Origin of the sequence: Kibdelosporangium banguiense (genome assembly GCF_017876405.1) — a bacterium.
GTDB classification, from domain to species: domain Bacteria; phylum Actinomycetota; class Actinomycetes; order Mycobacteriales; family Pseudonocardiaceae; genus Kibdelosporangium; species Kibdelosporangium banguiense.
The window spans coordinates 2,240,782-2,263,362 of record NZ_JAGINW010000001.1; the positions used below are offsets into that span (position 1 = coordinate 2,240,782).

The 22,581-nt window shown below is 65.2% G+C and carries 20 protein-coding genes; 15 read left to right on the forward strand and 5 right to left on the reverse strand.

Going from position 1 to position 22,581, the window contains the following annotated elements; translation table 11 throughout:
• Positions 1 to 18: 18 nt before the first annotated feature.
• Together JOF56_RS10710 and JOF56_RS10715 are read left to right on the forward strand one after the other, a co-directional pair.
• Complete coding sequence (locus JOF56_RS10710; RefSeq protein WP_209636837.1) at positions 19 to 297, forward strand: hypothetical protein; 279 nt, start codon at positions 19 to 21, stop codon at positions 295 to 297.
• A 161-nt stretch (positions 298 to 458) separates the two neighbouring features.
• Complete coding sequence (locus JOF56_RS10715) at positions 459 to 623, forward strand: hypothetical protein (protein ID WP_209636839.1); 165 nt, start codon at positions 459 to 461, stop codon at positions 621 to 623.
• Positions 624 to 633: 10 nt separating this feature from the next.
• Here the strand turns inward: JOF56_RS10715 and JOF56_RS10720 are convergent, their stop codons facing one another.
• The 3 genes from JOF56_RS10720 to JOF56_RS10730 are packed head-to-tail and all read right to left on the reverse strand — an operon-like array spanning position 634 to position 3,223.
• Positions 634 to 1,752 (reverse strand): aromatic ring-hydroxylating oxygenase subunit alpha, encoded by a 1,119-nt coding sequence (locus JOF56_RS10720; RefSeq protein WP_245378230.1) that lies wholly within the window; start codon positions 1,750 to 1,752, stop codon positions 634 to 636.
• On the reverse strand, positions 1,749 to 2,909 hold the full coding sequence (locus JOF56_RS10725; protein ID WP_209636841.1) for an NAD(P)/FAD-dependent oxidoreductase: 1,161 nt from the start codon (positions 2,907 to 2,909) through the stop codon (positions 1,749 to 1,751). Before JOF56_RS10725 ends, JOF56_RS10720 begins: the two co-directional genes overlap by 4 nt.
• Positions 2,909 to 3,223 (reverse strand): bifunctional 3-phenylpropionate/cinnamic acid dioxygenase ferredoxin subunit, encoded by a 315-nt coding sequence (locus JOF56_RS10730; protein WP_209636843.1) that lies wholly within the window; start codon positions 3,221 to 3,223, stop codon positions 2,909 to 2,911. The genes JOF56_RS10725 and JOF56_RS10730 overlap by 1 nt, the downstream gene beginning before the upstream one ends.
• Positions 3,224 to 3,344: 121 nt before the next feature.
• Here JOF56_RS10730 and JOF56_RS10735 point away from each other — a divergent pair, with 121 nt between their 5' ends.
• The gene (locus JOF56_RS10735; RefSeq protein ID WP_209636845.1) at positions 3,345 to 4,121 is read left to right on the forward strand and encodes an IclR family transcriptional regulator; all 777 of its coding nucleotides are present in this window, start codon (positions 3,345 to 3,347) and stop codon (positions 4,119 to 4,121) included.
• A 329-nt stretch (positions 4,122 to 4,450) separates the two neighbouring features.
• On the opposite strand, the gene purU is transcribed toward JOF56_RS10735, so the two are convergent.
• Positions 4,451 to 5,296 carry a formyltetrahydrofolate deformylase gene (gene purU / locus JOF56_RS10740; RefSeq protein WP_307855028.1) on the reverse strand — a complete coding sequence of 282 codons (846 nt, stop codon included), beginning with the start codon at positions 5,294 to 5,296 and terminating at the stop codon, positions 4,451 to 4,453.
• Positions 5,297 to 5,440: 144 nt separating this feature from the next.
• Between purU and betA the strand changes: the two genes are divergently transcribed.
• The 10 genes from betA to JOF56_RS10790 all read left to right on the forward strand — a co-directional run bounded on the left by betA (position 5,441) and on the right by JOF56_RS10790 (position 19,870).
• The gene (betA, locus tag JOF56_RS10745; RefSeq protein WP_209636849.1) at positions 5,441 to 7,075 is read left to right on the forward strand and encodes a choline dehydrogenase; all 1,635 of its coding nucleotides are present in this window, start codon (positions 5,441 to 5,443) and stop codon (positions 7,073 to 7,075) included.
• The gene (locus JOF56_RS10750) at positions 7,068 to 7,829 is read left to right on the forward strand and encodes an IclR family transcriptional regulator (protein WP_209636852.1); all 762 of its coding nucleotides are present in this window, start codon (positions 7,068 to 7,070) and stop codon (positions 7,827 to 7,829) included. Before betA ends, JOF56_RS10750 begins: the two co-directional genes overlap by 8 nt.
• 63 nt (positions 7,830 to 7,892) lie before the next feature.
• Complete coding sequence (locus JOF56_RS10755) at positions 7,893 to 8,948, forward strand: quaternary amine ABC transporter ATP-binding protein (protein WP_245378231.1); 1,056 nt, start codon at positions 7,893 to 7,895, stop codon at positions 8,946 to 8,948.
• Positions 8,948 to 10,921, forward strand: coding sequence for an ABC transporter permease (locus tag JOF56_RS10760; RefSeq protein WP_209636854.1), 1,974 nt, complete (start codon positions 8,948 to 8,950; stop codon positions 10,919 to 10,921). Before JOF56_RS10755 ends, JOF56_RS10760 begins: the two co-directional genes overlap by 1 nt.
• Complete coding sequence (locus JOF56_RS10765) at positions 10,918 to 11,877, forward strand: ABC transporter substrate-binding protein (protein ID WP_209636856.1); 960 nt, start codon at positions 10,918 to 10,920, stop codon at positions 11,875 to 11,877. Before JOF56_RS10760 ends, JOF56_RS10765 begins: the two co-directional genes overlap by 4 nt.
• 749 nt (positions 11,878 to 12,626) lie before the next feature.
• The gene (locus JOF56_RS10770; RefSeq protein ID WP_209636858.1) at positions 12,627 to 15,023 is read left to right on the forward strand and encodes a GcvT family protein; all 2,397 of its coding nucleotides are present in this window, start codon (positions 12,627 to 12,629) and stop codon (positions 15,021 to 15,023) included.
• 3 nt (positions 15,024 to 15,026) lie between these two features.
• Positions 15,027 to 16,229 (forward strand): sarcosine oxidase subunit beta family protein, encoded by a 1,203-nt coding sequence (locus tag JOF56_RS10775; RefSeq protein WP_209636860.1) that lies wholly within the window; start codon positions 15,027 to 15,029, stop codon positions 16,227 to 16,229.
• An 11-nt stretch (positions 16,230 to 16,240) separates the two neighbouring features.
• Positions 16,241 to 16,483 (forward strand): sarcosine oxidase subunit delta, encoded by a 243-nt coding sequence (locus tag JOF56_RS10780; protein WP_209636862.1) that lies wholly within the window; start codon positions 16,241 to 16,243, stop codon positions 16,481 to 16,483.
• Positions 16,480 to 19,260 carry a 2Fe-2S iron-sulfur cluster-binding protein gene (locus JOF56_RS10785; protein ID WP_209636864.1) on the forward strand — a complete coding sequence of 927 codons (2,781 nt, stop codon included), beginning with the start codon at positions 16,480 to 16,482 and terminating at the stop codon, positions 19,258 to 19,260. Before JOF56_RS10780 ends, JOF56_RS10785 begins: the two co-directional genes overlap by 4 nt.
• Positions 19,250 to 19,870, forward strand: coding sequence for a sarcosine oxidase subunit gamma (locus JOF56_RS10790; protein WP_307855029.1), 621 nt, complete (start codon positions 19,250 to 19,252; stop codon positions 19,868 to 19,870). Before JOF56_RS10785 ends, JOF56_RS10790 begins: the two co-directional genes overlap by 11 nt.
• Here JOF56_RS10790 and JOF56_RS10795 read toward each other — a convergent pair.
• A complete protein-coding gene (locus JOF56_RS10795) occupies positions 19,839 to 21,476 on the reverse strand; it encodes a TM0106 family RecB-like putative nuclease (RefSeq protein ID WP_209636866.1) in 1,638 nt (545 codons plus the stop codon). The two genes, JOF56_RS10790 and JOF56_RS10795, sit on opposite strands and share 32 nt — an antisense overlap.
• Positions 21,477 to 21,512: 36 nt before the next feature.
• Here JOF56_RS10795 and JOF56_RS10800 point away from each other — a divergent pair, with 36 nt between their 5' ends.
• Positions 21,513 to 21,995, forward strand: a complete 483-nt coding sequence (locus JOF56_RS10800) for a DUF6474 family protein (RefSeq protein ID WP_372447857.1) — start codon at positions 21,513 to 21,515, stop codon at positions 21,993 to 21,995.
• Between the two features lie 40 nt (positions 21,996 to 22,035).
• On the forward strand, positions 22,036 to 22,578 hold the full coding sequence (locus JOF56_RS10805; protein ID WP_209636870.1) for a hypothetical protein: 543 nt from the start codon (positions 22,036 to 22,038) through the stop codon (positions 22,576 to 22,578).
• The last annotated feature ends 3 nt before the right edge of the window (positions 22,579 to 22,581 follow it).

Here is a 22,581-nt window from a genome sequence, read left to right on the forward strand (position 1 = left end):
CGCACGTAGGAGTACGCCATGCCACAGGGGCCGGTGCTCGCCGCATTAGCGGCCGTTGTGACAGTCGTGTTCCTGATTGCAGCCAAAAGCAATGGCCGTGACCGGTTCGCTTTCCTGCAGGAATCGCACGCCATCACGAAGGAGACCCGGGTAGACGGCGAGTACATAATCGTGACGATTACCGGTGTTATCCAGAACAAGTCGTCGGAAGCCAACAGCCTCGTCGAACTTGTCCTGGTTCGATGGCGTAACAATCGACGCGGAACCACATTGTTCGAGCGGGTCCGTGTGCACTGACGATTTCCGCAGGCGAAATCACCCTTCCACAACGGTTTGAAAGCAGGCTCGACCGGCGCGTCACCCTGACTTGGGCAGTCAAGACAGAGAGCATCACATGCGCCGAAAACCTCGAAATCGCACTTGAAGACTCGAACAGAAACCTGTACGACCAGCGCGGAATGCTGAAGAACGCGAAGAACATCGCTCGCCGTCAGGAACTTGGCCAGCGAGCCGCGAACATCCAGGACGGGAAGTTGGTCTCGTTTCTCGGGCTCTATCTGAAGATCAAGCTGTGCGACCTCGGTTTTCTCATCAAACGGATCTTGCGGAGGATCGGACTCTGACGCTGCTCAGTCATCTGGCCAGCCGTCCTGTCAGCCATTCGTGGAATGCGGCGATGTGGTGCTCGCTTGGCACGAGCACCCCACCGCGAGCGTAGGCGCGTGAGGACATCGCCGGCTGGCAGCGTTCGCATGCGTCGAAGTCCTGCTGGTTGACGCGGTGGAACAGCTCGACCGAATGCGAGACGTCCCGGCCACTGGCCACGACCTGCTTGGTGTAAAGCCAGTCGCAGACCACGATGGTCCGGTCCGCGGCGGCCGGGAACATTCGGTGGAAAATCACATGATCGGGTACAAGGTTGATGAAAACCTGCGGGTTGACTGTGATGGCGTAGTACTTACGGTCCTCGTCCTCGCCGACTCCGCCGATGCGGTCCAGGCCTTCGCGGCCGTCGACGGTGAAACCCTGTGCCTCGTCAGCGAATTTGGCGCCGTGGCCGACGTAGTACTGGGCGGCGTAGCCGTCGGCGAACTCGGGCAGGACCTCGGTGAGCTCGGGGTGGATGGTCGCGCAGTGGTAGCACTCCATGAAGTTCTCGATGATCAGCTTCCAGTTCGCCTTGACGTCGTAGACGATCCGCCGGCCGACATCCAGCTCGTCGACCTCCCAGTGGTTGATCATCTCCGTGTCGCCGAGCCGATCCCGGGCCGCGCCGATCACAGTGTCCTCAAAGGAGGGTGGTGTGTCGGCCAGGCAGACCCAGGCGTAACCCAGCCATTCCTTGAGATGCACGGGAACAAGGCCGTACTCGACGCGGTCGATGTCCGGCATCTTGGTCAGGTTCGGCGCCGCGATGAGCTTGCCGTCCAGGCCGTAAGTCCAAGCGTGGTAAGGACATTGCAGTGAACGCTTGGCCTCGCCGGACGGCTCGACGCACAGCTTGGCGCCGCGATGCCGGCAGACGTTCAGGAACGCTCGCAATGCCCCGTCTCTGCCTCTGACAATGAGCACGCTTTCGCGCCCGACCTCGACCGTTTCGAACTTGCCGGGGGTCGCGAGGTCGGCCGAGCGCACGACGGCGAACCACATCGACTCGAAGACCCGCTCCTGTTCGAGCGTGAAGATCGACGGATCGGTGTAGTAATGGCCAGGCAGCGTGGCGAGCAAGCTGGGCGGCAGGCTGACGGTCAACTCAACACCCCTTCGGAGACAAGCTCGCGGCGCCACTTCCCAAAGGCGCGGGCCGAATCCATCGCGAGCACAGCAACGGGCCGCGTATTGCGGCGGTAGACAGCGACGAACGACGACTCGACGGAGCCCTCGACGATCTCGACGTCGTCACCGTCACGACGGTGACCTGCGAACTGCAACCGCGAGCCGTACTGGGCAGACCAGAAATACGGGACCGCGAACCGGGCTGCGTGCACACTCGCGCGGCCCAACAGTGTCGCTGCGGCGATCTTCGGCTGCTGCAGTGCGTTCGTCCAGTGCTCAAGACGGATCACCGCGCCCGCATGGTCGTTGAACGACGACGCGCAGTCGCCGACCGCGACGACAGACGGAATCGTGGTCATGCACCGCGCGTCCGTCACGACGCCGCCGTCAATCGCGAGACCGGAACCTTCGAGCCATTCCACGTTCGGGATCGCGCCAATGCCCGCGACTACGACGTCTGCCGGGATTTCCCGGCCGTCAGCCAGTTTCACCGCACGAACCCGCGCGGTGCCGACCAGCTCGGAGACCGCGACACCAGTGATGAGCTCGACGCCGTTGCGTGCGTGCAGCGACGCACAGACCTGGCCCATCTCGGCGCCGAGCGGACCTGCCATCGGCGTCGGCAGCGTCTCCACCACGGTGACCTCAAGTCCGAGCTGACGCGCGGTCGAGGCGACTTCAGCACCGATGAACCCGGCGCCGATGACGACCAGCGAGCCGCCGTGCTTCAACGCGGAACGCAAGGCCAGGGCGTCGTCGAGCGTCCGCAGCGTGTAGACGCCTCCCAGCGCCGGCCCTTCCAGGCTCCTTGCTCGCGCGCCTGTCGCCAGCACGACGCCGTCGGTCACGATCCGTTCGCCGTTGTCCAGTACGACGGCACGGCCGGAAGCGTCGAGCGCTGTGGCCGCGCAGCCGAGCCGCCAATCGATGTCGAGCAGTTTGTCGTCGGACGTGCTCAACGAGACGTCGTTGACCGTGCCCTGGAGGAACTCCTTGGACAGCGGCGGCCGGTCGTACGGCTCGTGCAGTTCCGAGCCGACCACGATGACGCGGCCCGCGAACTCCTGCGCTCTCAGCGCACGCGCGGCTGAGAGGCCGGCGAGCGAGGCGCCGACCACGGTGATCGTCCGCATCAGGCGCTCGCCGTCACAGCGACGTCGACGTACACATGACCGTCCCGCACCACCACCCGATGGGTGCGCACTGGGACTTTCGCAGGCGGGCCGGTCGGCTTGCCGGTCCGCAGGTCGAAACACGACGCGTGCAGCGGGCACTCCACCATGCAGCCTTCCAGCCAGCCGTCGGCCAGCGAGGCATCCTGATGGGTGCACGTGTCGTCGATCGCGTACAGCTCACCGTCCACGTTGAAGACGGCGATCGGGGTCTCGCCGTCGATGCGGACAGCCTCTCCAAGCGGGATGTCCGCCAGCGCGCAGACCGAAATCATCCTCAGCCTCCGTTGTGCCATACACAACAAGTCGTGCGATAAGCAACAGAGTGAGGCCTGGCCGGGGGCACGTCAAGGGTTCAACCAGGGGAAGTACGTGACTGATGAGTAAAGTTGCGGCATGGGGAACGAAAAACCCGCCGCAGTCCAAGTGCAGTCCGTGGACCGCGCGCTGGCCATCCTGGACATCCTGGCTCTACGAGGGGAGGCCGGGGTCACCGAGATCGCGGCCGAACTCGACGTGCACAAGTCCACGGCGTTCCGGCTGATCGGCGCACTGGAACAGCGCCGGCTGGTGGAACAAGTGGCCGAGCGCGGAAAATATCGCCTCGGATTCGGGATCGTCCGGCTCGCCGGCGCCACCACCGCCAGACTCGACCTGCCCAGAGAAAGCATGCCCGTCTGCGAAAGACTCGCGACCGAACTCGACGAGACAGTCAACGTCGCGGTCCTCGACTCCGGGCAGGCCACCAACATCACCCAGTTCTACGGAACCGCCGCGGTGACCACCCGCAACTGGATCGGCCAGCGAACCCCGCTGCACGCCACCTCCAGCGGAAAAGTCCTCCTGGCCTGGGCCGGCGAATCCGAACTGGACGCCGCGCTGGACACAATGGAGCGCTACACGCCCAGCACGATCACCAGCCGCTCAAGACTGCTCTCCGAACTGGACACGATCAGAGAACGCGGCTGGGGAAGCACATCCGAGGAGCTGGAGATCGGTCTCAACGCCATCGCCGCCCCGATCCGCGGCGGCAGCGGCGACGTCATCGCGGCCGTCAGCGTCTCCGGCCCCGCCTACCGCCTCACCGTCGAGTCCTTCCCGGAGACAGCCCAGAAACTCTGTGCCGGCGCCGCCGAGATCAGCTCCAGAGTCGGCTACTTCGGCACAGACTGACCCATACGCCAACCGAGTGAACCCCGACCGAACGGCCCACTCGCACCGACTCACACCGCAAACCACACCTCAACCCCATTTCCTTGCACTAGAATTGAAGCCGGGGAGCCCCCACCCCCTATGGGAGGGTGGGGGCTGTCATTTTTGGATGGGACTGGGAATTGGGTTTTTGGATGGGCTTTCTCAGGAGGGTGTGCGCAGTTGCGGTGGGCCAGCGACTTTCTTGGGCGCGAGCGCTGTTTCAAGATCGGCAATTCGGGGGCTGTTCCGTTTCGAGGGCGACAGGGGTGAATTGTCGCGGCGTGCAGGACTTCTTCGCCTGGGAACAGTTATTTGAAGACGACGGTTCGGGTTCCGTTGAGGAGGACTCGGCGTTCGACGTGCCATTGAAGTGCTCGGGACAGGGCCAGGCATTCGGCGTCGCGGCCGATTACGGCTAGTTGTTCGGCGTCGTGGGTGTGGTCTACCCGGATTACCTCTTGTTCGATTATTGGGCCTTCATCGAGGTCTGGGGTTACGTAGTGGGCGGTTGCGCCGACTACTTTCACTCCTCGTTCGAAGGCTTGATGGTATGGCTTGGCGCCTTTGAAGCTGGGCAGGAACGAGTGGTGGATGTTGATTACCCTTCCTTCCAGTTTCTGGCAGAGGGAATCCGAGAGGACTTGCATGTAGCGGGCCAGGACGGTCAGTTCGATGTTGTGACGGTCGATCAGGTCCAGGAGCTGGGCTTCGGCGGCCGATTTTGTCTCGCGGCTGACTGGGATGTGTTCGAACGGGATGCGGTAGGACTGGGCCAGCGGTTCGAAGTCCCGGTGGTTCGAGACGATCAGCGGGATGTCGATCTTGAGTTGGCCAGTCTGCCAGCGGTAGAGCAGGTCGTTGAGGCAGTGGCCGAATCTGGAGACCATGATCAGTACGCGGGGACGGTTGTCCACGGCGTGGAGCTGCCATTCCATGCCGTAGACCGTGGCTGTGCGTGCGAACGACTCGCGGAGCGTGTCGACTGTGACCTGTTCTCGGCGAGCGGCGAAGTGCACACGCATGTAGAACCGTTCTGAGTCGAACTGACGGTTGTCGACGATGTCGCAGCCGTGGTCCACGAGGAACCCGGAGACCGCGTGCACGATGCCGAGCTGTTCGGGGCAGGTGAGGGTCAGCACGAACTCGTCGCCCACAGCGACCTCCTGTTGCGCAACACGAGACATGAGACGTAGTTCGCAACAGTGTCGAACCGGTTGGCGTCCGAGTCAAGCCCGACTAGCCTGCTTATGGTTCGCATTACGAAGAGAGTTGAGTAATACGCAACTTAGGAGGGTGCGATGAGTTACGACTACATCATCGTCGGTGGCGGATCGGCCGGCTGCGCGCTGGCCAACCGGCTGTCGGCGGACCCTTCCAACCAGGTCCTTCTCCTGGAGGCGGGCCGGCCGGACTGGATCTGGGACATCTTCATCCACATGCCCGCCGCGCTGACCATGGTCATCGGCAACCGGTTCTACGACTGGAAGTACCACTCCGAGCCGGAGCCGTTCATGGGCGGCCGCCGCGTGTCGCACGGCCGCGGCAAGGTCCTCGGCGGGTCGAGCAGCATCAACGGAATGATCTTCCAGCGCGGCAATCCGCTCGACCTGGAGCGCTGGGCCGCCGGCCCGGGCATGAAGGACTGGGACTACGCGCATTGCCTGCCGTACTTCAAAAAGATGGAGAACTGCCTGGCCGGCGGGGACGCCTGGCGCGGAGATGACGGCCCGTTGGTGCTCGAGCGCGGCCCGGCGACCAATCCCCTGTTCGGCGCGTTCTTCGAGGCCGTGCAGCAGGCGGGTTACCCGCTTACCAAGGATGTCAACGGTTTCCAGCAGGAGGGCTTCGCCAAGTTCGACCGCAACATCCACAAAGGACGGCGCCTTTCCGCTGCGCGCGCCTATCTGCACCCGGTCAAGGGCCGTCCGAACCTGACGGTCAAGTGCTTCACGCACGTCAACAAGGTCCTGTTCGAAGGAAAACGCGCGGTCGGCGTGGAGATCCGGCGGTTCGGCAAGACGCGAGCCGTACGCGGCAAGGAGATCATCCTGTCCGGCGGCGCGATCAACACGCCACAACTGCTGCAGCTGTCTGGCATCGGCAACGCGTCCGAACTGCAGGCCCTGGGCATCGACGTGGTCAACGACCTGCCCGGTGTCGGTGAGAACCTGCAGGATCACCTCGAGGTCTACGTGCAGCACGCGTCGAAGAAACCGGTCTCGCTCAATCCCGCGCTGAAGTGGCGCAACCGTCCGCTGATCGGCCTGAAGTGGTTGCTGGCCCGCAAGGGCCCGGCCGCGACCAACCACTTCGAGGGTGGCGGGTTCGCCAGGAGCAACGAGGACGTCACCTACCCGAACCTGATGTTCCACTTCCTGCCGATCGCGGTGCGCTACGACGGCTCGCAACCCACTGCGGGACATGGGTATCAGGTGCACATCGGGCCGATGTACTCCGACGCCCGCGGCTCGGTGAAGATCAAGTCGAAGGACCCGCGGGAACACCCGGCACTGCGGTTCAACTACCTCTCGACCGACCAGGACCGCCGCGAATGGGTCGAGGCGATCCGGGTCGCCCGCGACATCCTCAAACAGCCCGCGTTCGACGAGTTCAACGACGGCGAGCTCTCGCCAGGACCGGAGGTGGCCACCGACGAGGAGATCCTCGAGTGGGTCGCCAAGGACGCCGAGACCGCGTACCACCCGTCGTGCACGGCGAAAATGGGCATCGACGACATGTCGGTTGTGGACCCGGCAACCATGCGAGTGCACGGCGTCGAAGGGCTTCGCGTCGTGGACGCGTCGGTGATGCCGTACGTGACGAACGGCAACATCTACGCGCCGGTGATGATGGTCGCGGAGAAGGCAGCCGATCTCATCCTGGGCAACACCCCGCTGCCACCTGCGGAGACGGGCTTCTACCGCCATGTCTGAGAGCACGATCCAGTCCGTCGACCGGGCTTTGACGGTACTGAGACTGCTCGCCCGGCACGGAGAGCTCGGTGTTACCGAGATCGCCGCGAAGCTGAAGGTGCACAAGTCCACTGCGTTCCGGTTCGTCACCACGCTTGAGCTGCATGATCTCGTGGAGCAGCACACCGAGCGCGGCAAATACCGGCTCGGTGTCGGCGTGTTGCAACTGGCCGGTGCGACCACGGCGAAGCTCGATCTGGTGCAGCGCGCCAGACCTGTGTCGCAGCGGCTGGCCGAGGTGGTCGGCGAGACCGTGAACATCACGATCTTGTCCGGCCATGAGGCGCTGTACGTCGACCAGGTCGCCGGTTCGGCCGCGTTGCAGCTGCACAACTGGGTCGGCCAGCGGATCCCGCTGCACGCCACGTCCAACGGCAAGGTCCTGCTGTCGAGCGTGTCAGGCGCTCGGTTCGACGAGCTGACGACCGGTGTTCTGAAGCGCTTCACCGACAAGACCATCACCGAGCAGTTCAGGCTGCGTGCCCAGGTCGAAGAGGTCCATCGCAAGGGCTACGCGCTAGCTGTCGACGAGCTCGAAGTCGGGCTCACGGCCGTCGCCGCGCCGATCAGCGGAGCCGACGGAGTCGTGGTTGGATCGATCAGTGCTTCTGGTCCCGGCTTCCGCATCACCCCTGATCGGGTGCCCGATGTGGCTGCCCAGGTGGTGGCCGCCGCGAGTGAGGTGTCCCGCCGGCTGGGATGGCATGGCCACTAGTTAAACCCATTTGAAACACGGCCACATCTTGACTCAGAGCGGCCGGTGGACAGATTGTGTTCCATGCACGGAACTCAGGTGCACGATACGCAACAACCGGTCATCTCCGTCCGGAACCTCTGGAAGGTGTTCGGACCCAAGGCCGCGCGGGTCCCCGGCTCCACTGAGCTGGGTGCGCTGTCCCGGCGCGAACTGCTCGACCGCACCGGCTGCACAGCCGCCGTGCGCAACATCGGCTTCGACGTCGCCCCCGGCGAGGTCTTCGTGGTGATGGGCCTGTCCGGGTCGGGCAAGTCGACCCTGGTGCGCCTGCTGACCCGGCTGATCGAACCCACCGCGGGCGAGGTGGTCTTCGAGGGCGAGGACATCCTGGCGGCCGACCCGAAACGGCTCAGGGACCTCCGCAGGCGCAAGTTCTCCATGGTGTTCCAGCACTTCGGACTGCTGCCACACCGGTGTGTGGTGGACAACGTCGCCTACGGCCTGGAGATCCGCGGCGTCGGCAAGGCCGAACGCAACAAGCGGGCCGGGGAGGTCATCGATCTCGTCGGCCTCGGCGGGTACGAGATGTCGTACCCCGACCAGCTGTCCGGCGGCATGCAGCAGCGTGTCGGGCTGGCGCGTGCGCTGGCCGGCGACCCGGACGTGCTGCTGTTCGACGAGCCGTTCTCCGCGCTCGACCCGCTGATCCGGCGGGACATGCAGAGCGAGGTGATCCGGCTGCACCGTGAGGTCGGCAAGACGATGGTGTTCATCACCCACGACCTGTCCGAGGCACTCAAGCTCGGCGACCGGATCCTGATCATGCGAGATGGCGCCCTGGTCCAGGTCGGGACCGGGGACGAACTGGTCGCCGCGCCTGCCGACGACTATGTGCGCGATTTCGTGCGTGATGTGCCGCGTTCACACGTGCTGACGCTGAAGTGGATCATGCGTCCGCCCCGGGACGACGATCAGCTCGACGGCCCCGAGCTGGGGCCGGACGTGGTCGTGCGGGAGGCGACACGCAGCGTGCTGGCAGCCGAGAAACCGGTCAAGGTCGTCAAGGACGGTGAACTGCTCGGGATCGTCGGCGACGAGGAGATCCTGTCGGTCATCGCGGGAGGAGACGACTCCTGATGGTCGCGACATCCAGGTCAACCGTGCGCATCAGCGGACCGAAGGTGAATCCGCTGGTAAGCAACCGCGGCCGGATCGTCGCGGGCATCCTGGCGGGCTGGCTGGTGCTGTTCGTCTTCCTGCGCGGCACCGGCACGCTCTCGCTCGGGCCGGCGCAGCTGACCTCGCTGCACCACTGGCTCAACGATCTCAACGACTCGATCGGCGCGAACCGCAACTCCAACCCGGTCTTCCTGTACTTCTTCAACTACATCCGGCTGTTCATCGACGACTTCGTGATCTTCCTGCAGTCACTGTTCGCGCAGCCCTCGTTCGGCCGGCCGCTGCCGCTGATCGGCTGGCTCGGCGTGGTCGCGCTGATGGGATGGATCTCCTACGCGGTCGCCAACATCCGGGTGGCGCTGTTCGCCGCGGCGGGATTCTTCTTTCTCGGCCTGCAGGGACTGTGGCGCGAGAGCATGGACACGCTCGCGCTGACGCTGGGCGCGGTGATCATCTCGCTGGTGATCGGCATCCCGCTGGGCATCTGGGCGGGAGTATCCGACCGGTTCAACCGGATCATCACGCCGGTCCTGGACTTCATGCAGATCATGCCGTCGTTCGTGTACCTGGCACCGCTGACGCTGATCTTCCTGATCGGGCCGGCGTCGGCGACCATCGCGACGTTGATCTACGCGGCACCGCCGGTGATCCGGCTGACCGCGCACGGCATCAGATCGGCGCCACACGACACGGTCGAGGCGAGCGAGTCGCTGGGTTCGACAAAAACCCAGACGCTGACAAAGGTTCTGCTGCCCGCGGCCAAACGGACGATCGTGCTCGGCGTGAACCAGACGATCATGGCGGCGCTGGCGATGGTCACCATCGCGGCCCTGATCGACGCGCCCGGACTCGGCAAGACGGTCGTCAAAGCGTTGCAGACACTGGACGTGGGCACGGCCTTCAACGCCGGCCTGGCGATCGTGGTAATGGCGATCGTGCTCGACCGGGTGACCACATCGGCGGCCGCACGCGAGCGGCGGGAACGTCCAAATCGGATAGTTTTGCTCGTCACTGGCGCGGTGACGCTCTTCGCGATCTGGTTGTCCTACACGTATCTGTGGGCCGCGGAGTTCGACTCGCAGATGGACATCGGCAGCACGATCGCCTTGTGGGCCAGTGACGTGACCAACTGGGTGCAGACGAACTTCGCGCCGGTCACCAACGGCATCAAGGACGTCTTCACCGCGGGACTCATCGATCCGTTGCAGGCGTTGCTGGTCGACTCGCCGTGGTGGCTCGTCTCGGCCGTGGTCGTGGCGATCTCCGTGGTGATCGGTAGCGTGCGCGCCGCGATCGTGTCCGCAGTGTGTCTCGGATTGCTTGTCGCGACCGGTTTGTGGTCCGACGGCATGACGACGTTGGCTGCCACGCTCGTGGCCACAGTGCTCACAATGATCATCGGTGTGGTCGTCGGCGTGTGGATGGGCCGGTCGCAGCGCGCGGACCAGGTGATCCGCCCAGTGCTCGACGCGGCCCAGACCATGCCGGCATTCGTGTACCTGGTGCCGTTCCTGGCGCTGTTCGCGGCCAGCCGGTTCACCGCTATCGCGGCCGCAGTCGTGTACGCGGCTCCGGTCGCGACAAAGATCGTCGCTGACGGGGTTCGCGGCGTATCGGCGACCACAGTGGAGGCAGCAGTGGCATCCGGATCGAGCAACTGGCAGACGATCACCAAGGTGCAACTGCCGATGTCGGTGCGGGCGTTGACACTGGCCACCAACCAGGGATTGATCTACGTGCTCTCGATGGTCGTGGTCGGCGGCCTGGTCGGTGCGGGGGCGCTCGGCTACGACGTCGTCGCGGGATTCTCACAAGGACAGCTTTACGGAAAGGGGCTCGCGGCCGGCGTCGCGATCGTATTGCTCGGGGTCATGCTCGACCGTCTGACACAGGCGGCGGCCAACCGGACGCAAAGAGGAGGTTCACGGTGAAGAGGACGCTAGGAATAGCCCTCGTCGCGGCCCTGGCACTGGCCGGATGCAGTGGCGCGAAGGTCGGCGAAAGCCCCAGTGGCGGCGGCGGTTCGACCGCGGCGTGCGGCGACTTCAAACTCGCCATCAACCCGTGGGTGGGCTACGAGGCGAACGCCGCGGTGCTGGCATACGTGGCGGAGAAGAACCTCGGTTGCCGCGTCACGAAGAAGGACCTGAAAGAAGAGGTCGCGTGGCAGGGCTTCGGCACCGGCGAAGTCGACGCCGTGGTCGAGAACTGGGGCCACGACGACCTGCGCAAGAAGTACATCGACGAACAGAAGATCGGTGTCTCGGCCGGGTCGACCGGGGTGAAAGGCCAGATCGGCTGGTACATCCCGCCGTGGCTGGCCAAACAGAAGCCCGAGCTGCTCGACTGGAACAACCTGAACAAGAACGCGGACCTGTTCAAGACGTCCGAGTCCGGCGGGCAGGGCCAGTTGCTCGACGGCGACCCGTCGTTCGTGACCAACGACGAAGCGCTGGTGAAGAACCTCGGGCTGAACTTCAAGGTGGTGTACGGCGGCAGTGAGACCGCGCTGATCCAGGCCTTCAAGCAGGCCGAAGAGCGCAAGACGCCCTTGATCGGCTACTTCTACTCGCCGCAGTGGCTGTTCTCCGAGGTGAAGCTGGAGAAGGTGAAGCTGCCCACCTACACGCCGGGCTGCGACGCGGTGCCGGAGAAGATCGCCTGCGACTACCCCGACTACGACCTGGACAAAATCGTCAGCAAGAAGTTCGCCGACGCCAATGGCCCCGCCTACCAGCTGGTCAAGAACTTCAAGTGGACCAACGACGACCAGAACAACGTCGCCCGCTGGATAGCCGTGGACAAAATGAGCCCGGACGCGGCCGCCAAGAAGTGGGTCGACGCCAACCAGGACAAAGTCAAGGCCTGGCTACCGTCCAGCACCTGATCAAAGTAGGGCGCTGGTTCGCGGAATCCCTCCGCGACCAGCGCCCACTCCAGGTTTTCTCTGGCCTCCGGCCCCCAGATCCAGCCTATCGCTCCCTACCGACAGAACCGGTTCTCCCAAGATCCACAATGGCAGGTTGTCCACAGCCCCGCACCTGTCCACAGGCGACGCCCAAAACCCTTGTCGATCTCGCTCTCCCGGTAGACTGGAGCAGGGATGCCCCCCGGGATGGGTGGGGGCATTTTCTTTTGTGGGGGAAGGGTTTCGGGCTAATTCGGTTGAGGTTCGACGTGGCAGGGCGTGGCCCGGGCGAGAGGCCGTTACCGGGGATGAAGGGGTCGCCCCCGGTTAGCACCCCCGAGCGGGACGCGGGACCGGTTGGTGCTCTGCTTGGTTGCGAGATTGAGGATCTGGCGGGCCGGGTTGGCGCCTGCGAACGCAGCCTCGGCCCGGTTACTGAGCTCCACAAGAGTGTGTCCTCGTCCTTAGGGCATCGCGAACAGCGGCGAGCGCACCCCCGAACGAAACCCCACCCATAGCGAGAGCACCGCGCCGGCGGCGCTCTGGGCTCTCATCCGAGAGGGATGAAGGCGTGATCTTTGAACAATCGCAGCACCAATGATCGTCCTGTTGCCTCGTCGAATATGACACGGATGAGGCGGAGTTTGTGCTTGACAGGGCTGCGGCGTCGCGCGACGCTTGTTGCGTAAGCTGCACGGTGTTGCGGATAGTGCATACGGGAGGCGGAGTTGGCCGGACCGAGGGTCGTGATCATCGGAGCGGGGGTGGTCGGCGCCGCCCTTGCGGATGAGCTGTCCACGCGGGGCTGGGACGACATCACCGTCGTTGACCAAGGCCCATTGCCGACGCCGGGCGGTTCGTCGTCGCATGCGCCTGGCCTGGTGTTTCAGGCCAATTCGTCGAAGACCATGACTGAGCTGGCCCGCTACACGGTTGAGAAGCTCGTCGCGCTGGACTGTTTTCTGCAGGTCGGTGGGCTGGAGGTGGCGACGACGCCGGAGCGTCATCAGGAGCTGTACCGGCGGCACGGCTGGCTGACGTCCTGGGGCGTTGAGGGCACTGTGCTCGATGCTCAACAGGCGCATAAGCTGTATCCGTTGCTTGGTGAGGGCACTGTGCTCGGCGGTCTGCACGTGCCGACTGATGGTCTCGCCAAGGCCGTGAAGGCCGTTGAAGTGCAGCTCAAGCGGGCTGAGGCGCGCGGTGTCCGGTTGCTTGAGCGGCATGAGGTGCTGGACGTCAAGACCGAAGGCGACCGCGTCACCGGTGTTGTCACCGATCAGGGCGAGCTGCCTGCGGACATCGTGGTTTGCTGCGCGGGTATCTGGGGTCCGAAGGTCGCTGGGCTGGTCGGTATGACGTTGCCGCTGGTCCCGCTCGCGCACCAGCTCGCGTGGACCGGTCAGGTGCCGGCGATCGCCGGGCAGCGGGCCGAGGCGGTCCGGCCGATCCTGCGCCATCAGGACGCGGACCTCTACTACCGCGATCGGCACGACACGATCGGCATCGGCTATTACGGCCACCGCCCGATGCCTGTCGATGTGAACGACATTCTCAGCGTCGACAAGGCCGAGGTCATGCCGTCGGTGCAGGCCTTCACCGAGGAGGATTTCGCCGAGGCCTGGCAGGAAACACAACGACTCCTCCCGTCGACCAGGGACGCGAAGATCGAGGAAGGCATCAACGGCCTGTTCTCGTTCACCGTCGACGACATGCCGTTGCTGGGTGAATCGCCGACTGTGCACGGGTTCTGGGTCGCTGAGGCTGTCTGGGTCACGCATTCGGCAGGCGTCGCGCACGCGATGGCCGAGTGGCTTGTCGACGGCTACTGCTCGTCCTATGACCTGCACGAATGCGATGTGAACCGGTTCGAGCAGCACCACTTGGCGCCGGACTACGTCAAAGCCCGTGGCTGCCAGAACTTCGTCGAGGTCTACGACATCAAGCACCCGTTGCAGCCGATGGAGGACCCGCGGCCGCTGCGGACCAGTCCGTTCTACCAGCGTCAGAAGGAACTTGGCGCGTACTTCCTCGAGGCCAACGGCTGGGAACGGCCACAGTGGTACGAGCTGAACGTCGATCTCATCGAGGACCGCGAGATCCACCAGCCCAACGACTGGGCAGCGCAATACTGGTCCCCTATCGCTGCTGTCGAAGCGCAGATCACGCGTGAGCGCGTCGCGCTCTACGACATGACAGCGTTGAAGCGACTGATGGTCGAAGGTCGTGGCGCGGCGGAGTTCCTGCAGCGTATGACCACCGGCGACGTGGACAAGTCCGTCGGTTCCGTCACGTACTGTCTGTTGCTCGACATCGACGGCGGCATCCGCAGCGACGTGACTGTCGCGCGGCTGGCGAAAGACCAGTTCCAAGTGGGTGCCAACGGAAACCTCGACGTGGACTGGTTCACCCGGCACCTGCCTGAGGACGTCATGGTTCGCGACATCACCGCAAGTACGTGCTGCATCGGGGTGTGGGGTCCGAAGGCGCGGGGTCTGGTTCAGCCGTTGACCAAGATCGACCTGACCGCGTTGAAGTACTTCCGTGGCGCGCAGGGTTATATCGGCAACGTCCCGGTCACCGCACTGCGACTGTCCTATGTGGGCGAGCTCGGCTGGGAGCTGTACACGACCGCTGACATGGGCCTGAAGTTGTGGGACACGCTGTGGGAGGCCGGTCAGGACCACGGCGTCATCGCCGGCGGCCGGGCCGCGTTCAACAGCCTGCGCCTGGAGAAGGGCTATCGCTCGTTCGGCACCGACATGACCTACGAGCATGATCCCTTCGAGGCCGGTCTGGGCTTCGCGGTGAAACTCGCCAAGGACGAGTTCGTCGGCAAGAGCGCGCTGAAGCCGGATGAGCCCAAGCGGAAACTCACCTGCCTGACGCTGGACGACACTGTGATGGGCAAAGAGCCTGTCTACGACGGTGAAAACTGCGTCGGCTACGTGACCAGCGCCGCGTACGGCCACACGATCGGTAAAGGTATCGCCTACGCCTGGCTGCCCGCCGAGCTGGCCAATCCGGGCCAGACTGTCCACATCGGATACTTCGACCGGCGGCTGCCGGCCACGGTCGCGCAGGAGCCGTTGTTCGACCCCAAGATGACGCGGTTGAGGGGATAGCGGATGGAGCACCCGGACTGGCTCTGGCGCACTCCGGAGCCGAAGAAGTCGTACGACGTGATCATTGTCGGCGCCGGTGGCCACGGCTTGGCCACGGCGTACTACCTGGCCAAAAACCATGGCATCACCAATGTGGCGGTGCTGGAGAAAGGCTGGCTGGCCGGCGGGAACATGGCCCGCAACACCACGATCATCCGCTCGAACTACCTCTGGGACGAGAGCGCCGGCATCTACGAGCACTCCCTGAAACTGTGGGAAGGCCTCAAGGACGAACTGGATTACGACTTCCTGTTCAGCCAGCGTGGTGTGCTCAACCTGGCGCACACGCTGCAGGACATCCGCGAAGGCACGCGTCGCGTCAACGCCAACCGGCTCAACGGGATCGACGGCGAATGGCTGTCACCCGAAGAGGTCGCCAAGGTCTGTCCGATCGTCAACGTCTCCCAGGATGTTCGTTACCCGGTGCTCGGCGGGACGTGGCAACCCCGCGCCGGCATCGCCAAACATGACTTCGTGGCCTGGGCCTTCGCCCGTCGCGCGGACCAGTTCGGGGTGGATCTCATCCAGGGCTGCGAGGTCCAGGGGTTCCTGACCGACGGCAACCAGGTCACCGGCGTGCAGACCAACCGGGGTCCGATCAACGCGGGCCGGATCGGGCTCGCCGCGGCCGGGCACACGAGCGTGCTCGCGTCGAGCCTCGGCATCCGGCTGCCGTTGCAAAGCCATCCGTTGCAGGCGTTGGTGTCCGAGCTGCTTGAGCCCGTGCACCCGACGGTCGTGATGTCCAATCATGTGCACGTCTACGTCAGCCAGGCGCACAAGGGCGAGCTCGTGATGGGTGCGGGCATCGACTCGTACAACTCCTATGGGCAGCGCGGGTCTGTGCATGTGATCGAACAGCAGATGGCCGCGGCGCTGGAGTTGTTCCCGATCTTCGCGCGGGCGCACCTGATCCGCACCTGGGCCGGGATCGTCGACGTCACCCCGGACGCGTCGCCGATCATCGGTACGACACCGGTGGAGAACCTGTTCGTCAACTGTGGCTGGGGAACCGGCGGGTTCAAGGCGACGCCGGGTGTCGGCTGGGTGTTCGCACACACGCTCGCGCACGGTGCACCCCATGAGCTCAACGAACCGTTCACGCTGGAGCGCTTCACCACAGGCGCCCTGATCGACGAACACGGCGCCGCAGCCGTCGCACACTGAGGAGAGGCTGGATGTTGCTGATCAGTTGTCCCTGGTGCGGCGAGCGCGAGGAGACCGAGTTCCATTACGGCGGCCAAGCGCTTGTCAATTACCCGGCCGATCCGGAGTCGCTGTCCGATGAGGAATGGGCGCTGTACGTGTTCTTTCGTGACAACCCCAAAGGCGACTTCGCCGAGCGCTGGGCGCACACCGCGGGTTGCCGCCGTTGGTTCAGCACCGTGCGCAACACCGTGACCAGCGAGTTCCAGTCATGAGGCTGGAGCACGGCGGTGAGATCGACCGCACCAGGCCGTTGACGTTCACTGTGGACGGCGCCGAGTACACCGGTTTCGAGGGCGACACTCTCGCGTCGGCGATGATCGCCAATGGTGTGCTGCAGGTGGCGCCTTCGTTGTATCGCGGGCGCCCGCGTGGCATCTTCTCCGCGGGTGCTGAGGAGCCGAACGCGCTGGTACAGGTCGGTTCCGAGCCTTCGCTGGCCGCGACCATGGTCCCGCTGCGGGACGGTCTCGTGGCGCGCACGCTCAGCGGAGTCGGCCGGCTGACGCCTGATCCTGACGAACCTCGGTACGACAAGCGGTTCACGCACACCGACGTCCTGGTGATCGGTGGTGGCCCGGCAGGCCGGACAGCCGCGATCGCTGCGGCCGCCGGGGGTGCCCGCGTGATCCTCACGTCCGGATCCATACCCCCACCAGCGGAAACATCAGAACTGTCGGACCCTTGCGGTAACGTTGAATTTAGGGGGTCCCCCGAGGGAATTGCTGGTGGGGAAGAGGCTGGGCGGGTCACCAGGACGGGTGCCGAGGAGGTTGCCGGCACAGTCGCGGGGGAAGTTGCCGGGAAAGTCACGGTCCTGGCTGGTGCGGTGACGTTCGGATACTACGACAGTAATTATCTTCTTGTCGCGCACAGGAACACGTTGTGGCACATCCGGGCTCGGCGCGTAATCCTGGCGACGGGTGCTCATGAGCAGCCGATCGTGTTCGAGAACAACGACCGGCCGGGGATCATGCTGGCTGGTGCGGTGCGTAAGTACATCACCAAGTATGCCGTCCTGCCAGGCCGCAAAGCGGTTGTCTTCACCACCGACGACAGTGCGTACGCCACCGTCACGGAGCTGGTCAAAGCCGGTGCGGAGGTGACGGTTGTCGACAGTCGCCCGAACCCGCCTGACCTTGCGCCGGAAGGTGTGGAGGTCATCAGCGGACTGATCCGGGACACCGAGGGCGACGGCCGGATCACTGCGGTGTCCATAATGGATCGCAAGATCGAGTGTGACCTGCTCGCGGTGTCCGGTGGCTGGCAGCCGGCAGTGCATCTGTTCAGCCAGTCGCGCGGCACGTTGCGGTGGACTGGTGAACGGTTCGTGCCGGACACGGCTGCTCAGGCGAACCGCGTCGTCGGTGCCGCGAACGGGACATTCGACCTGGCAGCAGCCTTGGCTGAGGCGTCCGAAGCGGGTGTCGAAGCCGCGGCCGCGGTCGGTTACCCGGCTTCGGCACCGGCTTTGCCTAAGGTCGAACCGACGGAAGTCACGCCCGCGCAACCGGTGTGGCTGGTGCCTGGCGATCCGCGCAACCAGTTCGTCGACCTGCAACGGGACGCGACTGTGGCCGATATCCAGCGTGCGGTCGGTGCCGGGATGCGTTCGCCTGAGCACATCAAGCGGTACACGACCATCGGTACCGGTGCTGACCAGGGCCGGACTTCGAATATCCCGACCTTGGGGGTGATCGCGGCAGCCCTCGACACGACTCCGGGTGAGCTTGGGACGACGACTTTCCGGGCGCCCGCGGTGCCGGTGTCGTTCGCGTTGATGGCCGGCCGGGATCGCGGCCACCTGCACGATCCGGTTCGCACGACACCGATTCATTCGTGGCATGTGGCCGCTGGCGCGGAGTTCGAGAACGTCGGTCATTGGAAACGGCCGTGGTTCTACGCGAAGCCCGGCGAGGACATGGAAACCGCAGTGCTGCGCGAGTGCCGGACCGCCCGGACAGGCGTGGGAATACAGGACGCGAGCACGCTCGGCAAGATCGAAGTTGTCGGTGCCGATGCTGGTGAGTTCCTGAACCGCATGTACACCAACGCTTTCAAGAAGCTCGCGGTCGGCTCGGCGCGATATGGGCTGATGTGCAAGACCGATGGCATGGTCTTCGACGACGGCGTTGTCATGCGGCTCGCCGAGGATCGTTACTACGTCACCACGACAACAGGTGGCGCGGCGAACGTGCTCGACTGGTTCGAGGAGTGGTCCCAGACCGAGTGGCCTGAGCTGGACGTGAAGTTCACGTCGGTCACCGAGCAGTGGTCCACGATCGCCGTGGTCGGACCACAGTCCCGGGCTGTGGTCGGGCTTCTGGCGCCGGACCTGGACGTCTCCAACGAGGCCTTCGGGTTCATGACCTTCCGGGACACGGTGCTGTCGAACGGGATTCCGGCCAGGATCGCGAGGATCTCGTTCTCCGGAGAGCTGGCGTACGAGGTGAACGTGTCCGGCTGGTACGGGCTCGCGGCCTGGGAAGCGATCTTCGAAGCCGGAAAGCCCTACGACATCACGCCCTACGGCACGGAGACCATGCACGTGCTGCGAGCCGAGAAGGGATTCCCGATCGTCGGCCAGGACACCGACGGCACGGTCACGCCTGAGGATCTGGGCATGTCGTGGATCGTGTCGAAGGTGAAGGACTTCGTCGGCAAACGGTCCTTGCGTCGGCCCGACACCGCTCGACCCGACCGTAAGCACCTCGTCGGACTGCTACCGGTCGACCCGACCGAGTTGCTGCCCGAGGGCGCGCAGATGGTGTCCGACGGGGTTTCGATGACTCCTCCGGTACCGATGGAAGGGCACGTGACCTCAAGTTACCGGAGTGCCGCGCTGGAGCGGACCTTCGCGCTCGCGCTGATCAAGAACGGGCGCAACCGGATCGGCGAGACCTTGCTGGCTCCGTTGGGCGACCGTGTCATCGCCGCGACCGTGACCGAGCCGGTGTTCTACGACAAGGAAGGCGCGCGTCGTGACGGTTGAATTCCTACGCCGTAGCCCGCTCGCGGGGTACCTGGGCATCACCGAAATCCCGTTCCTGACCATGGTCAACGTCCGCGTCTCGCCGACCAGCGCGGCTGCCGCCCGCATCAGCGCCAGGCTCGGCGGTCCGCTGCCGGTCGTCCCAGGCGCTGTCGTCGACGCCGGTGACCGGGACATCCTTTGGCTTGGCCCGGACGAATGGCTCGTTGTCGGGCCGGACGGCGACACCGGCCTGGCCGAGCTGCTGACAGAACCCGGCGCGTCCATTGTGGACGTTTCGGCGAACCGGACGACTGTCGAGGTCCGCAGCCGTGAACTGCTCGAACACGGCTGCACCCTGGACTTGCACCCCCGCGCATTGCACGCTGGCCACTGCGCGCAGACGACGATCGCCCGTACACAGGTGATCCTCTGGCAGACCTCTGACGAGCCGGTCTACCGGCTGCTGGTGCGTGGCTCGTTCGCCACGTACCTCGCCGACTGGCTGGTCGACGTTAGTCGTTGCGTGTCGGCCATGTCGAACGCGCCGCGGACCTCGACGGGAGCAGCCGGCGCCCAGGTGAACGATCTCGGTATCACTAGAGATCACCCACATAGGGAATCTCGTTGACCTCCGCGGAGGACATCCAGTGCCGCAGGGTCATCGTGGCGCGGACGTCGTCCTCGTTGTACTCGAAGAGGCGGGAACGCTGGCTGAGCTGGGGTTCGCTGCCGTCCATGCCGACGGCGTCGCGGTACCAGCGCATGGAGTTCTCGCCGCTGGCCTCGGGGTCGCGGTAGGTGAAGCCGGCGGCCGGGGCGATGACCTTGAGGCCCTTGCCCTGGGCGCACAGGAACTGCTCCTGGACGCTGCGGAACAGGTCGAACCACAGGTCCGAGTCGATGAACTCCTGGACCTGTTTCTCGGTGGGAATGCCCGGCTTGCCGGCGAACCGGCGGGCGGACGCGAGCAGCCAGCGGTTCTCGGCCAGCTCGTTGTAGCAGTAGGCGCGGAACGTGAGGCCACGTGCGCGGGCGCGCAGCCGGACTCCGGTCAGCCACTCCCAGAACTCGGCGAACGATCGGGCCTCGTCATCGGTCGGCAACGGATCCCACGTGACAAAGGCGCGATAGCCGGGCTGGTCACCCACGTCCGCACCGGACAGCAGCACGCCCCACATGTAGGCGCCGGAATCCCCGAAGCTCTCCATGTCCACATCGACTTCGACGTCCGCACGCGGCACGACCACCTGAGGTACGCGACGCACGACCGTGAGATTGCGCAGCCACGCCTTGGCAAGCGCGATCGCGTCGTCCGATGGCAGACCGACGAGCTGTAGGTCGGTACTCATAGGTACTGCGGCCAGGTCGTCAACCGTCTGGACGCCGACGCCTCGCAACGTCACCGCGTCTTCGCCGCGTGCCACCAGGCTCACGTCCCGCGACTCGAGCAGAACCTGCTCGCAGATCGGCCACCACGGGCAGCTCCGGCATTCGAGAATCCGGGACGGCCTGGCCAGCGGCTGACCGCCGTTCGCGGCCGCGGCGGCGACTGCGAGCCGGTCGGAGAAGCGGTTGTCGTACTCCGAGAGCGCGGTCCGGCCGCCTGGCCAGGTCGGCGCTTCCAAGTCGTGCCACGCCACCACGTCGGCATCCAGGCCGATCACGCCGCCCACCGCACGGCCCGCCGCAGCGTAACCGGCGGCCTGCAGCATCCGCCAAGCGTGTGCAAGCCGCATTTGGTCACGTGGCTGCGGACGGATCTTGCGGAGCGGGTCGACGCGGCTGCCGTTCGGCATCGGCTCGCCCAACGGCGACGTCCGTGCGCCCTGGCCGGGGTCTGTCACCTTGTGCCGGACCACCAGCACGGGCACGTAGCCCTTGTCGGTCTTGACCAGCAGATCGATCGAGCCGCGACGGCCACCACGGGGATCGCGCGGCAGCTGGGGTGCCCAGATGAAGCGGGCACCGGCGGTGAGCATGGCCAGCGTGGCCTGCTCCCGGTCGGCTCCGCGCAGGTCAGGCTCGGCGGGGATCTCCATCCAGTCCGATCCGACCAGCGTGGCCACGCGGTCGGCCACCGTGCGGCGGTGAGCGGTCGCGTCCGCTTTGCGCTGCTGGCCGGTCGGGTCCGGGGCGGCTTTCGGGGCGTCCCGCATCGCGGGGTCGTTCTCCAAGTGCACCCGTCGCCGGCATCGGTTGACCACACCAGCATCAAGCAGCACCGAATCCGTCACAGTGAGCACTCTAAGCGTTGGCACCGACAAGCCGAGATGCTGCTGTTGCCCAGCGCCAGTAGGTTGAGATCCATGGCGACGACCAAGCGAACCGGCAAGCCACGGATCACGCCGCGCAACGCGAAGAACGCGGTCGCGGTCGCGAAGGTCATCGGTCCTGCCATCGCGCCGGTCCTGCTGCCATTCGCCGCCAAAGCGGCTGCGACGCTGCGCAACCTCAAGGACAACCGTCGGGCCCATAAGCTGGGCGTTCCGGTCGGGGACCTGTCGAAGTTCACCGGCCGGGGTGGTGCGTTGCACGCCCGGATCGCCGGTCTGGCCGAGGTGCTCGACGAGCTGGGCGAGCGCGGCAAGGACGCTGCGTTCGTCGAGGAGACCGCCAACACTCTGGCCCAACTGACCTCAGCGGTGCGTGCCGCCGAACGCATGCCGACGGCCCGCCGCAAGACCGTGCACCGAGCCGTTTCGACCGAACTGGACCAGCTGGAGCAACGGCTGCTGCACAAGCTCGGAATTTGACGCTAATCCCTTCCGGACGCGGTTGGCTACGCTCCAACGTGTGAACAAGCGGCCCGCCACGACACGCAGCGCGATGCGTGGCTGGACGCTTGCCGTGTGCTCCGCGGCTCTCGCTGTCGCCGCGCACGGTATGGCCGGTGGTGGCGCGCCTGACACGGCTCTGGCTGTCCTGCTGACGATGCTTGTCGCGTGGGCGGGCACATCGGTCGCCAACCGGCTTCGAGGCGCGTTCGCTGTGCTCACAGCCCTGGGAACGGCCCAGGGTGCGATGCACCTGATCCTCAACTACGTGGTGCCGTCCCACGTTGGGCACACGGCCGCGCCGGTCAGTCCGAGCGTCATGTTCCTGACGCACGCCGTGGCCACCGTCATCGCCGGGCTGCTGATCACGAAGGCCGACGCGGCCATCGGGCTGGTCTCCTCGGCGATGCGGATGCTGCTGGACCTGATCCGGCCGCCGCGGTTCCCAGTCGTTCCCGTAGCGATATATGCGCTGCCCACATCCCATCTGCCGGCTGATCACATCCGGCAGGTTCTGCTCCGGCGCGTGCACGCCCGGCGCGGTCCACCCGCTTGCTCCTGAAAC